The sequence below is a fragment of the Pelomonas sp. V22 genome (assembly GCF_030014915.1).
In the GTDB taxonomy this organism is placed as follows: domain Bacteria; phylum Pseudomonadota; class Gammaproteobacteria; order Burkholderiales; family Burkholderiaceae_C; genus JAUASW01.
Genome location: NZ_JAGIXS010000008.1, coordinates 267,550 through 279,960, shown reverse-complemented (window position 1 = coordinate 279,960; position 12,411 = coordinate 267,550). Strand labels below are relative to the sequence as shown.

Below are 12,411 nucleotides of genomic sequence, written 5' to 3'. Positions count from 1 at the left end.
ATTCGGCGCCTCAAATCGAGGAATCGGCCAGGGCCTGGCGGCGGAATTCGCTGGGCGTCAGCCCGGTTTCGGCCTTGAAGGCGCGGTTGAAAGGGCCGATCGAGGCAAAGCCGGCATCGAGGGCGATGGCCAGCACGGCTTCCTCGCGCCGCGCCGGATCGGCCAGCGCCGCGCGGGCGGCCGCCAGCCGGAAGCCATTGATGAAGGCATTGAAGTTGCGATGGCCCAGCTGCTGGTTCACGAGGCGGCGCAGCCGGTACTCGGGCAGGCCGAGCTGGTCGGCCAGGCTGCCGATGCTGAGATCGTCCTGGCGGTACAGGGCCTCGGTCCGGACGCGCGCCAGCACCGCCTCGGCCTGGGCTTGCTCCTCGGGGTCCACCGCCGGCGCCGGTTCGGGCAGGGGCAGCGGCGCGGGCGCGCTCAGCAGCTCGGTGTCGCAAACGGTCAGGAGCTTCCAGGCCAGGCCGGCGACCAGCAACAGCAGCAGGCCCATGTCCAGCGTGGCGGCCGGCTCGCTCAGCCGGCCATGGGGCGAGGACAGGCGCAGGGCCACCATCACGACGGTATAGACCGATCCGGCCACGGCCAGGTAAAGCGCCAGCCGGCGGCGGCGTTCGACCAGATCGGCCCGGCGCGGCCGCAGCGCGGCCGTGATCGCGAGCAGCGAGAACAGCACGGGCAGCCAGCGTTGCACCAGCATGGCGGGCGCGCCCTCGGCTGTGGCACTGGCGCAGTTGTAGGTGCCGAGCGCCACCACGACCACCCAGACGCCGGCCTGCCAGGGGCGCGGGCGGAACTCCTCGTCGAACAGCGCGGCGGTGAACAGCCAGAACAGGAGGCCGTTGGCCACCGAGATGCCCACGAGGGGCGCCTGCCAGAGCCGGGGCACACCCGACTCGATCAGCGGCGCCGAGGCGAACACCTGGACCGCAAGGCCCGCCACCAGCGCGAGGCCCAGGCGCACGGCGGTGAGGCCGGGCCGGTCGCGCAGCATCAGCGCGGCCGTGATCAGCATCAGCGCGACGACGGCGCCGCGCAGCGCGGCATCGATCAGCAGGGCGGCGGTGAGGGGTTCGAGCATGGCGGCGCAGCGTAGCACCGCCGGAACGGGGTTTTCAGCGGCTGGCGGCCAGCTCCGTCTTCACGGCTTCGAGCGCGGACTGGAACTCGGGCAAACCGTCGAGCTGGGCGACCACAGCGGTAGCCAGCGTGCGGCCGGCCTCGATGTCGCTCGGGAAATGCATGCCGCAGATCACCCGGCTCTCGCCGTACTCGGCGGCGCGCTGCAAGAGGGCCGGCGCGCGCTCGGGCGCAACGCGGGCCAGCACCAGGGCGGCCGTCCAGCCATAGGCGCTGTGGCCCGAGGGGTAGGAGGTGCGCTGCTGCGAATCCGGGTCGGGCTGCGAGCCGCTGGAACGGCCGCAGACGTTCTGCAAGGCGAGGCGCTGGTGCGGGCGCAGCCGCGCATAGAGCGGCTTGGCGGCGAAGGCCGGGCCGCTGACCTGCTTCTCCGCGCGGTTCAGCAAGGCCACCAGCAGCGGCGCCTTCTCGCGCGTGATCGGCCGGCCAAAGGCCTCGGCGAAGCGGTCGTACAGCCACTTGGCATCGAGCTCGGCCTGCTCGCGGCGCGCCGCGTCGACCTGCTGGCGGGCCAGCACGGCGGCCACGTCGTCCTTGTCCTGGCGCGAGCCCTCGACCGGCGCCGGGCCCAGCACCACGGCGTGCAGCTTGCTCGCGTCGAAGAAGGGCTTGTCGGTCTTGTGGCTGATCACCGGCGATTCCCATTCGGGCGAGGCGGCCAGGGCGGCACCCGCGCTCAGGCCGAGGGTCAGGCAGAGGCTCAGGGCAAGCAGACGAAGGGCAGGGCGGCGCATGGTCGGGATCCTTGGGAGTGATGACAGGCTTGGCCGTGATGACGGCTCCAAAGATTATGCGATTTTTTCGCAAATAGCAGAAGCACCGATTCCGCCGCCGCCCGCCTGCGCTAGGCTAGCAGCCATGGAAATGAACACCCGCGACCAGGCCTTGCAGATTGCCGCCACGCTGATGCGGCCCTTGATACGGCTGATGATCCACTGGGGCGTGGGCATCAACGAGCTGGTCGAGCTGGCGAAGCGCGTCTACGTGGAGCAGGCCGCCGAGAAGCTGCGCCTCGAGGGCCGCAAGGCGAGCGACGCGGCGCTCAGCGCCATGACCGGCGTGCACCGCAAGGACGTCAAGCGCATAGGCGCCGACGGGCCGCTGGCGCCCACCGAGCGGCGCAAGCGCAGCCTCTTGTCTGCCGTGATGTCGCTGTGGAGCGGCGACAAGCGCTTCCTGGACCGGCGCGGCGCGCCGCGCCCGCTGTCGCGCCGCCTCGCCGCCCATGCGGATGACGGCAAGCCCGGCTTCGAGGACCTGATCGAGGAGGTCAGCAAGGGCCACCAGCCGCGCGCGCTGCTGGAGGCCTGGATAGGCCAGGGCGCCGTGACGCTCGATGAGCAGGGCCGCGTCTGCTGGGCCCAGCCGGAATACGTGGCCGGCGAATCGCTGCAGCAGCAAGGCCGCAGCGCCCGCCTTGCGGCCGACCGGCTGGAAGCCGCCTGGCAGAACCTGATGCGTGGCCCAAAGGCCGAGGCGCCAGCGCATTTCCTGTTCTCGGTGCGCGCCGAGGGCCTGCTGGACGAGGACGTGAAGGCCCTGCATGCCAAGGTCAGGCGCTGGGGCCGCAGCTTTGGCGACCGGCTCAACCTCGCCGTCAGCGAGGCCGAGGCGCGCGGCCGCCAGGCCGGCGGCGAGCAGCGCTACAGCTTCGGCATCCAGAGCTTTGCCGAGCCCTGGCCCAGCGAGGAGCAGGCGCCGCGCAGCCGCAAGCGCAACCTCAGGCCAGGCGCCGAGCCACCTCGGCCAGAACCTGTTTGAAGCGCTCGACCACCTCACCCTGAGGTTCGCGCAGATGCCAGGCCGAGAGCTCGGTCAGGCGCAGCTCGGCCTGCAGCGGCACGATCTTGAGCAGGCCTTCGCGGGCTGCGCTGCGCGCCACATGCTCGGGCAGGAAGGCCAGCAGCGGCATGCGCCGCATCAGGCCGGTCATCATCATCAGGTCGTCGGTCTGTATCAGCTTGCTGGGCAGGGTCAGGCCCATCTCCTGCCAGCGCCGGTCCTGCAGCACGCGCATGCGCGTGCCGGCCAGCGGCCACAGCCAGGGCTCGTCGCACAGCTGCTCCCAGCTGAGCCGTGCCGGCTGGCGGGCGAGCGGATGGACGGCGCTGATGGTCAGCACCTCGTCCTGGGCCAGCAGGTGATGGGCTTCCAGGTCGGCCGGCGCCTCGCGCGGGTCGATGCGTGCGATCACCAGATCGAGCCGGCCCTGACGCAGGTCGTCCAGCATGGTGGTCAGCGCATGGGTGCGCACGCTCATCTCGAGGCGCGGGTACTCGGCCTTCATGGCCATCACGGCCTCGGGCATCAGCTCGGTCAGCGCCGCATTGGTGGAACCAATCAAGAGCTCGCCGCTGGTGCCGCGCACCAGCGAAGCCACGTCCTCGCCGCCCCGGCGCAGCTCGGCCTCGAGCCGGCGCGCGAGCTGGATCATGCGATCCCCGAGCGCCGTCGCGCGGATGCGACGGCCGCGGCGTGCAAACAGGGTTTGCCCCAGGCCCTGCTCCAGCTCGGCCAAGGTGCGGCTGATCGCGGGCTGCGTGACGTGCAAGGCCTCGGCCGCCGCACTGATGCTGCCGCCATCGGTGAGCGCCAGCAGCACGCGCAGGTGGCGCAGGCTCACGCGCCGCACCACGAAGTCCTCGGCCAGCGAGGGCGCCAGGCCGTTGGTGAGCTCGTTGGTGAGCTCGTGTGAGGCTTCGATAACCATTGCGAAACTTTAGCAAAAAATAGATCACGCTCGCCGGATGGCAAATGCTTACGGTGCGGTCTGCCTCGTTCCTCGCGCGCCGTTTTGCGCGCATCAACCGACCCTGGAGTTCCGCAAGCATGAAGACCGCCGCACGCCTTCACCTGATCGCGCTCGCCTGCATGGCATTGGGCGCCCAAGCCCAGACCCAAAATCCCGCCACGCCGCCCGCCCCGGCCACGCCGGCCGCTCCCAAGCTGGAGCGTGTCGAGGTCACCGGCACCATGATCAAGCGCACCGATGCCGAGACGCCGGCCCCGGTCAGCGTCATCAAGCGCGAGGACATCGAACGCAGCGGCGCCACCACGCTGGACGAGCTGCTGCGCATGGACCCGTCCACCGGCGCCGGCGGCCTCGATGACCTGAGCAGCGGCAACGGCTTCTCGGCCGGCACCGCCTCGGTCTCCATGCGCGGCATGGGCTCGGCCGCCACCCTGGTGCTGATCAATGGCCGCCGCATCGCGCCGGCCGCCGTCGTGGACGTGAACAGCGGCCAGTCGACCATCTTCAATGTCAACTCGATCCCGATGTCGGCGATCGAGCGCATCGAAATCCTCAAGTCGGGCGCCTCCTCGCTGTACGGCTCGGACGCGCTGGCCGGCGTGGTCAACGTGATCCTGCGCAAGGACTACCGCGGCCAGATGATCGAGCTGAACGCCAAGCAGCGCTTCGACGGCCTGTTCAAGAACCACACGGTCACCGGCGTGGCTGGCTTTGGTGACCTCGACCGCGACGGCTACAACGTCTTCGTCGGCGCCGAGCTCTACAAGCGCGACGGCGTGGGCATCACCGAGAACCCCAACCTGGTGCAGGGCGACCTGCTGAAGCAGCTCTACGGCCGCCTGACGCCGTCGTCCACCTCGTCCTACCCGGGCAATCTCTACACCTACAACAACGGCAGCTCGGGCAGCTTCCGCGGCATGCTGTCCAGCAGCTGCGCCACGCAGGCGCCGTACTCCTCGACCGTCTCCACGCCGCGCTGCCTGTGGGACTCGACGCAGTACGCCCAGTACACCGGCGCACAGGAACGCAGCTCGGGCTTTGTGCGCGGCACCTACCTGCTGGGCAAGGACACGACGCTCAATGCCGAGCTGATGGCCTCGCGCACCCGCAACGACTACACGGACTCGCCGACCAGCCGCACCGAATCGCTCTCCACCTGGGGCGATGCCAAGGGCAATACCGTGCAGTTCATGGGCCTGGCGCTGCCGGCCAACCACCCAGACAACCCGACCCGCCTCGCCACCACGGCCAACCCGGTCAAGCTGCCCAATTCCAGCGGCACCACCACCAGCTACACCAAGCCCACGGTGATGGGCCTGCGCTACCGCTTTGCCGACCTGCCCTACGACTATCACACCCAGGCCGAGAACGTGCGCCTGGTGCTGAGCGCCAGCACCACGCTGGGCGCCTGGGACATCGACAGCGGCTTCCTGCACCATGACCAGAAGAACACCAAGACCTTGACTGGCCGCCTGAGCCTGTCGGGCCTCAACAAGGTGCTGGCCGATGGCAGCTACCGCTTCGGCGGCGTCAACAGCCCCGAGGTGCTGGCCCTCCTGTCGCCGGACATCAACGACTGGGGCAATTCCCGCACCACGTCCTTCGATGCGCGTGGCTCGCGCGAGCTGGTCAAGCTCGACGGTGGCATGGCCATGCTCGGCGTCGGTGGCGAACTGCGCCATGAGAGCTTCGAGGTGGGCGCCGACCCGCGCACCGCCGCCGGCGACATCATCGGCCGAGGCATCGGCGAAGCCGCCGGTTCGCGCAACATCGCGGCAGCCTACGCCGAACTGCAGCTGCCCTTCATCAAGGGCCTGGAAACGCAGGTCGCGCTGCGCGCCGAGCACTACACCGACTTCGGCAATGCCGTCACCGCCAAGCTGGGCGCCAAGTACGCGCTGACCAAGACGCTGGCCCTGCGCGGTTCCTGGGCCAATGGCTTCCGAGCGCCTTCGCTGTCGCAGGTCACCAAGTCGGCCGTGTTCGCCTTCAGCTCGGGCTACCGCGATCCCATCCTGTGCCCCATCGTCAACACCAGCAATGCCAACTGCTCGCTGAGCCTGTCGACGGTCTCGCTGTCCAACCCGGACTTGAAGCCCGAGAAGTCCGACTCCGTGACCCTCGGCCTGCTTTACGAGCCCACCAAGGGCACGGAAGTCATCGTCGATGCCTGGTACATCGAGCGCCGTGGCGAGGTGGACCGCCTGAGCGCCCAGGAAATCCTGAACCGCGAGAGCGAGTTCCCGGGCGCCGTCGTGCGGCTGGACAGCACCGTGCCCGGCACGCCCGGCACCGTGTTCCAGGTGCGCCGGCCCTACCTGAACCTGGCCCTGTCCAAGACCGCCGGCCTCGACTACGAGCTGGGCCAGCGCTTTGGCCTGGGCGACCTGGGCAAGCTGCGCCTCAGCCTCAAGGGCACCTACATGCAGTCGCGCAAACAGCAGACGCAAGCCAGCTCGCCGCTGGTCGACACGGTGGGCTACTACAAGCTGCCGCGCAACAAGGCCCAGCTCGGCGCCAACTGGTCGGTGGGCAGCTGGTCCAGCTCGCTGTCCTACAACTACCAGAGCGCCTTCCAGAGCTTCGACGCGGGTGGCAGCTGCGATGCCACGCTGACCGCCGGCGGCTACGGCAACCTCTGCCGCATCGCGGCCTGGAAGACCATCGACATGTCGCTCAGCTACAAGGGCTTCAAGGGCGTGAAGCTCAGTGCCTCGGTGCGCAACCTGCAGGACAAGCGCCCGCCGCTGGATCCGAACAACACCGAAGTCGGCGTGAGCAGCAGCGTGGCCAATGTTTACGGCCGCTACCTGTCGGTGACCGCGGCCTACGACTTCTGAGGGAGCAGGGCAGGCATGGCAGTTTCGGTCTTCGACCTCTTCAAGATCGGCATCGGCCCGTCGAGCTCACACACCGTGGGCCCGATGCGTGCAGCGCGCCTGTTCGCGCTGCGCCTGCACCAGGCGGGCCTCTTGAGCCGGACCACCCGCGTGGTGGCCCAGCTCTACGGCTCGCTGGGCGCCACGGGCAAGGGCCATGGCAGCGACAAGGCCGTGCTGCTCGGGCTGGCCGGCCATGAGCCGGACCAGGTCGATGTCGATCGTGTGGAGGCCATGCTCACCGAGATACGCGGTCGCGGCGCTATCGCGCTGCTGGGAGAACGGGACATCGCCTTCAACGAGGTGCAGGACCTGCAGTTCTTCCGCCGCCAAAGCCTGCCCTTCCATGCCAACGGCCTGCGCTTCCTCGCCTTCGATGCCGAAGACCAGCAGCTCGCCGAGAAGACCTACTACTCGGTGGGCGGCGGCTTCGTCATCAGCGACGAGGTGGCGGCCGATGGCACGAAGCAGAAGGCGATCGCCCCTGATGCGGCCGTGCTGCCCTATCCGTTCAAGACCGGCGATGAATTGCTGGCATTGACGAAGTCGCACGGCATTTCAATGGCCGAAGTGATGCGCCGCAACGAGCGGCACTGGCGCACAGAAGAAGAAACCCGCGCCGGGCTCATGAAGATCTGGCAGGTGATGCAGGACTGCGTGACGCGGGGCTGCAAGACGGAGGGCATCCTGCCTGGAGGCTTCAAGGTCAAACGCCGCGCGGCCGAGCTGCACCGCCAGCTGACGGCCAGCACGGCCACGGCACAGCAAGACCCACTGCAGGTGATGGACTGGGTCAACCTGTTTGCACTGGCGGTGAACGAGGAGAACGCGGCCGGCGGCCGTGTCGTCACAGCACCGACCAATGGCGCGGCCGGCATCGTGCCGGCGGTTCTGCATTACTACTGGCGTTTCGTGCCGGGGGCGACTGAAGAAGGCGTGATCGACTTCCTGCTCGCTGCCGCCGCCATCGGCATCCTCTACAAGGAAAACGCCTCGATCTCGGGCGCCGAAGTGGGCTGCCAGGGCGAGGTCGGCGTGGCCTGCTCGATGGCCGCTGCCGCGCTGTGCCAGGTGATGGGCGGCACGCCCGAGCAGGTGGAGAACGCGGCCGAGATCGGCATGGAGCACCACCTCGGGCTCACCTGTGATCCGGTCGGCGGCCTGGTGCAGATCCCCTGCATCGAACGCAATGCCATCGCCTCGGTGAAAGCCATCAACGCGGCCCGCATGGCGTTGCGCGGCGACGGCACGCATTTCGTCAGCCTGGATCAGGTCATCAAGACCATGCGCGAGACCGGCGCCGACATGATGGACAAGTACAAGGAGACCGCGCGCGGCGGGCTCGCGGTCAACATCGTCGAGTGCTGAGTCCGGACGCAAAACGCGGCGCCGTGTGGCCCTACTTCATCACCGTCAAGAGCCATTGCCGCAGCTTCAGATACTGATCCCGCTGCGCCGGATCCGCGATGCTGGAAAGGACGCGCTCTCTCATGTCTGTCGAAGAGCAGATGCGGTCTGCACATTCGATGAGATTGTCCAGTCCACTGATGCAGCTGCCCTGGATCTCGCATCCAGCCGTCATCACAGCTTGCGCGACCAGATCTTCGTCCAAGGTGCTGTCCTTGAAGCGCTCGGCATGCGCAATCAGCTGTTCGGCCTTGGTTCCCAGCGTCATGGCGGACAGATTCGGATCTGACAGCGACCGAGCACGCTGGATCGCCGCCCAAGGATCCTCCTCGCCCTGCTGCAATCGTCGCTGCGCCTGCAGCAGCGGGTCCTCAGCGCCGGCTGGCACTTTCACAAGGATCCGGCTGTAGAGATTGCGCGAGCCACCAAACTGCTCGGCCAACCCTTCACATCGCTGCTCCAGCCGATCCAAGGCTGAGACGCTCTGCTCCAACCCTTTCCCTGAATCGCCAGCTGACTCCTTGCGTCTGGCGTTCTGAAGGGCCTGGACCCGGATGCAAGTCTCCATGGCCATCAACGAATAGAACCTGCCGCCATCGGCTGGCCTCAGAAGCGCCTGGCTGACAAAAGCGCGGTAGTTCTGGCTGCTCTCGAAGAGCCGGCGCATCTCAGCGAAGTTCGCGGTGGGCACCTCAACCTTCGGTGGCAAACCGGGCAGCGGAGTAGAGCCTCCCGACGCCGCCCATGAAGGCCTTGCGCCCATCCCGACAGGGCGCTCAACCAAGCGCTCGGGTCTCACCTCAAGCTCGGGCGGCGGATCTCCTGACATGCAGACCGCGACAAGGCCGCACAAGATTGCCCCAAAGCCGCCGAGCATGATCAAGCTTCTTGCACGCACTACCGCTCCCTCCCTCATCCTTGATCTTGCCTCTCATGCAAAAGTTTGTCTCTCGCGTTCACGCAGCGCTGAGCTTGCTGGCCCGCTCCAGCAGCAGTTCGCGCTCGCGCTCGTTGCGGGTCAGCGTCGCGGCACGGGCGATCTCGGTACGGGCTTCACCAATGCGGCCGAGCTTGGCCAGCAGGTCGCCGCGCACACTGAACAGCCAGGGGTACTGGGCGAGGCCGCCCTCGTCCACCAGCGCATCAACCAGTTCCAGCGCGGCGGCCGGCCCCTCGGCCATGCCCACAGCCACGGCGCGGTTCAGCTCCACCACGGGCGAGGGCTGGAGCTGGCACAGGGCGTCATAGAGCGCCACGATCTCGGTCCAGTCGGTGTCCTCGGCACGCACGGCCCGGGCATGGCATGCGGCGATGCCGGCTTGCAGCGCATAGGGCCCCAGCTCCTTGCCCAGCTCGGCAATGCGCTGCAGTGCAGCGAGGCCGCGGCGCACCAGGAGCAGGTCCCAGCGGCTGCGGTCCTGGTCCATCAGAAGCACCGGCCGACCCTCGCGGTCGGTACGGGCGTGAGCGCGCGAGGCCTGGATCTCCAGCAGCGCGTTCAGGCCCAGCACCTCGACCTCCTCGGGCATCAGGCCCATCAGCACGCGCGACAGGCGCAGCGCCTCGTCGCACAGCGCCGGGCGCAGCCAGTCGGCACCGGCCGTGGCCGTGTAGCCCTCGTTGAAGACCAGGTAGATCACCTCCAGCACCGACGCGAGGCGCTCATGCCGCGCCTCGGGTGGCGGCAGCTCGAAAGGCACGCGGGCCGAAGACAGGGTCTTCTTGGCGCGCACGATGCGCTGGGCGATGGTGGGTTCGGCCACCAGGTAGGCACGCGCGATCTCGGCGGTGGTGAGGCCGCCGAGCAAGCGCAGCGTCAGCGCCACGCGGGCCTCGGTGGAGAGCACCGGGTGGCAGGCGGTGAAGATCAGGCGCAAGAGGTCGTCGCCGATGTCGTCGGCTCTTGCGGCATCGAGGCCATCGACGAAGTCCGGCACGATCATCGCCTCCTGCGCCTCGAGGTCGGCGCCCAGTTCCTCATGCTTGCGCGCATGCAGGGCCTCGGCGCGCACATGGTCCAGCGCGCGGTGCTTGGCCGCCGTCATCAGCCAGGCGGCCGGCTTGTCGGGCAGGCCGTCCTGCGGCCAGCGCTGCAGGGCGCTGAGCAGGGTGTCCTGGGCCAGCTCCTCGGCCACGCCCACGTCGCGGGTGATGCGGGCGATGTGGGCCACGATCTTGGCCGACTCCATGCGCCAGACCGCCGTGATGGCGCGCTCGATGTCGCTGGGCGTGCGCATCTCAGGTCTGGAGTGGCTGGACCAGGTGGATCAGGTTGCCGCAGCCGTCCTCGAACATCACGGCCTTGATCGGGCCCATGTGCACGGGCTCACCCCGCACCGTGACGCCGCGCTCGCGCAGCTGTCGGGCTTCGGTCTCGACATCGGCGGTGAGGAAGGCCGTGGCCGGGATGTTGGCCTCGTACAAGGCCTTCTGGAAGACACGCGCCGGCTCGAAGCCCATCGGCTCAAGCGCCAGCTCCATGCCCGCGATGCCCTCGGGCGCCACCACGGTGAGCCAGCGGTAGGTCGGGCCCATGGGAATGTCGGCCATCTTCTTGAAGCCCAGCTTCTCGGTGTAAAAGCGCAGGGCCTTGTCCTGGTCATCGACCATGACGCTGGCGATCTTGATCTGCATGGCAGTCTCCTTTGTCAGCCGCGCTGTTCGGCGATCTTCTTGAGGTTGGCGAGGCCGGCCTCGAAGTCCGGGCCCACCATCTTCTCCATGCCAACGACCACGTTCATCAGCTTGGACATGAAGTTGGCCGGCCCCTCCATGGACCAGCGCACCGTGGTGGCGCCATCGGCCTCGGCCTGCAGCGTGAACTCGGCCCGGTTGTGGGCCTCGAAAGGCTTGATGAAATCGAGCTTCAAGAGCACCCGCTGGCCCGCCGTGGACTCGACGATCTCCATGCTGCCCACGCCCAACTCCTTGCTCTCCCAGCCGTAGCGCGCGCCGACGCCGACGGTGCTCGTGCCATAGAGGTCGGTGGTGGCGGGGTCTTTGAGGCGCCAGGGGTTCCAGCGGTTGAACTGGCGAAAGTCGTTGATCAGCCCGTGCAGCTGCTCGGGCGTGGCGGCAATGCGGGCACTGCGCTCGATGCGGAAGCTGTCAGGGCGGGTGGCCACGAAGGCGAGGAAGCCGACGAGGGCGACGGCCACGAGGATCAGGATGAGTTTCAGCATGTCAGTTCCTTGCTGCTTCGAAGTCTTGGATTTCATAGAGCTGGCGCACCTCGACCTCGCAGGCCAGACCCCGGAACGGCGCCGGGAATCGGCGCGACCATTCCATCGCCTCCTCGCGGGAGCGCACCTGGATGAGCGTGTAGCCGGCGATCAGCTCCTTGGTCTCGGCGAAGGGGCCGTCGACGACCCGGCTCTTGCCCTTGCCGTCATGGCAGATGCGCCAGCCGGCGCTGCTGGGCTTGAGGCCGTTGGCATCGAGCAGCACGCCGGCCTTGGCCAGTTCCTCGTGGAAGGCCTGCATCTCGACCATCAGGGGGTCGTCGGCCGTCGGCAGCTGGCCGGCCTCGCTGTCGGGCGTGGCCCGGACGATGATCATGAATCGCATCTTGTCTCTCCTGGTTGGCGCGCCAAGCAGCGGGCGCTCAGGAACACGACGGGCCGGGCCGCCCGGTTTCGACAAAGACCGGGAATTTAATCGTCGAAGCAGGGCCCGACCTGGCGGATCTCCACCGTCGCCCACTCGGCCGCGGGGCATTGCTCGGCATAGGCCAGGGCCTGCTCGCGGCTGACGCCCTCCAGCAGGAAGAAGCCGCCCACCATTTCCTTGGCTTCGGCGAAGGGGCCGTCGATCAGCTGCGGCCGGCCCTCGCGCACGGTCAGGCGCGTCGCCCGCTTGGTCGAAGCCAGCGAGTTGCTGGCCACCAGCACGCCGCGCTGCTGCAGCATCTCGGTGAAACGCAGCATCCGTTCGTAGACCTGCTGACCGGCTTCCAGGCCGCGCTCGTGGCGCTGGCCGACCGGTTCGACGATCAAGAGCATGTAAGACATTGTTGGCACCTCCTCTTCGGGCGCCGATTGTGGCGCCAGCCTGCCAACAAATGCCAGAAATCACCCGGTGCGATCAGCGCCCGCACTGGCGGCCGCCGGGCCGGCCGCCTATCGTTGGGGCTCGGCAAAACGCGTGAAAGCGCGTGACGCAAAGCTTCCGGCCTACAGCGAGCTTCACAGCAAGCCAGGGCAGCGGGGCTGCCAGATCGCCGCCAAGTGATCT

General features: G+C 68.2%; 12 protein-coding genes and 1 riboswitch. Of the genes, 3 read left to right on the top strand and 9 right to left on the bottom strand.

What is annotated here, in order from left to right; genetic code table 11:
- Positions 1 to 10: 10 nt before the first annotated feature.
- On the bottom strand, positions 11 to 1,081 hold the full coding sequence (locus J7U46_RS22205) for a helix-turn-helix domain-containing protein (RefSeq protein WP_282829422.1): 1,071 nt from the start codon (positions 1,079 to 1,081) through the stop codon (positions 11 to 13).
- 34 nt (positions 1,082 to 1,115) lie between these two features.
- A complete protein-coding gene (locus J7U46_RS22200) occupies positions 1,116 to 1,874 on the bottom strand; it encodes a phosphatase PAP2 family protein (protein ID WP_282829421.1) in 759 nt (252 codons plus the stop codon).
- A gap of 124 nt (positions 1,875 to 1,998) precedes the next feature.
- Between J7U46_RS22200 and J7U46_RS22195 the strand changes: the two genes are divergently transcribed.
- Positions 1,999 to 2,901: a DUF6502 family protein gene (locus tag J7U46_RS22195; protein WP_282829420.1), complete on the top strand. Its 903-nt coding sequence runs from the start codon at positions 1,999 to 2,001 to the stop codon at positions 2,899 to 2,901.
- On the opposite strand, the gene J7U46_RS22190 is transcribed toward J7U46_RS22195, so the two are convergent.
- Entirely contained in the window at positions 2,861 to 3,850 is a 990-nt protein-coding gene (locus J7U46_RS22190) for a LysR substrate-binding domain-containing protein (protein WP_282829419.1), read from the bottom strand. The two genes, J7U46_RS22195 and J7U46_RS22190, sit on opposite strands and share 41 nt — an antisense overlap.
- A gap of 119 nt (positions 3,851 to 3,969) precedes the next feature.
- Here J7U46_RS22190 and J7U46_RS22185 point away from each other — a divergent pair, with 119 nt between their 5' ends.
- Both J7U46_RS22185 and J7U46_RS22180 read left to right on the top strand, forming a co-directional pair.
- On the top strand, positions 3,970 to 6,732 hold the full coding sequence (locus tag J7U46_RS22185; protein ID WP_282829418.1) for a TonB-dependent receptor: 2,763 nt from the start codon (positions 3,970 to 3,972) through the stop codon (positions 6,730 to 6,732).
- A 15-nt stretch (positions 6,733 to 6,747) separates the two neighbouring features.
- Positions 6,748 to 8,139, top strand: a complete 1,392-nt coding sequence (locus J7U46_RS22180) for an L-serine ammonia-lyase (RefSeq protein ID WP_282829417.1) — start codon at positions 6,748 to 6,750, stop codon at positions 8,137 to 8,139.
- Positions 8,140 to 8,170: 31 nt separating this feature from the next.
- Here J7U46_RS22180 and J7U46_RS22175 read toward each other — a convergent pair whose 3' ends face one another.
- From J7U46_RS22175 to J7U46_RS22150, 6 genes are all read right to left on the bottom strand, one after another.
- Entirely contained in the window at positions 8,171 to 9,055 is an 885-nt protein-coding gene (locus J7U46_RS22175) for a hypothetical protein (RefSeq protein WP_282829416.1), read from the bottom strand.
- A 79-nt stretch (positions 9,056 to 9,134) separates the two neighbouring features.
- Positions 9,135 to 10,415: an RNA polymerase sigma factor gene (locus J7U46_RS22170; protein ID WP_282829415.1), complete on the bottom strand. Its 1,281-nt coding sequence runs from the start codon at positions 10,413 to 10,415 to the stop codon at positions 9,135 to 9,137.
- A 1-nt stretch (position 10,416) separates the two neighbouring features.
- Positions 10,417 to 10,812, bottom strand: a complete 396-nt coding sequence (locus tag J7U46_RS22165; protein ID WP_282829414.1) for a VOC family protein — start codon at positions 10,810 to 10,812, stop codon at positions 10,417 to 10,419.
- 14 nt (positions 10,813 to 10,826) lie between these two features.
- Entirely contained in the window at positions 10,827 to 11,360 is a 534-nt protein-coding gene (locus J7U46_RS22160; RefSeq protein ID WP_282829413.1) for an SRPBCC family protein, read from the bottom strand.
- A gap of 1 nt (position 11,361) precedes the next feature.
- Complete coding sequence (locus J7U46_RS22155) at positions 11,362 to 11,745, bottom strand: YciI family protein (RefSeq protein ID WP_282829411.1); 384 nt, start codon at positions 11,743 to 11,745, stop codon at positions 11,362 to 11,364.
- 86 nt (positions 11,746 to 11,831) lie between these two features.
- Positions 11,832 to 12,188, bottom strand: a complete 357-nt coding sequence (locus J7U46_RS22150; protein ID WP_282829410.1) for a YciI family protein — start codon at positions 12,186 to 12,188, stop codon at positions 11,832 to 11,834.
- Positions 12,189 to 12,301: 113 nt separating this feature from the next.
- A riboswitch (cyclic di-GMP riboswitch) is annotated at positions 12,302 to 12,394 on the top strand.
- Positions 12,395 to 12,411: the final 17 nt, after the last annotated feature.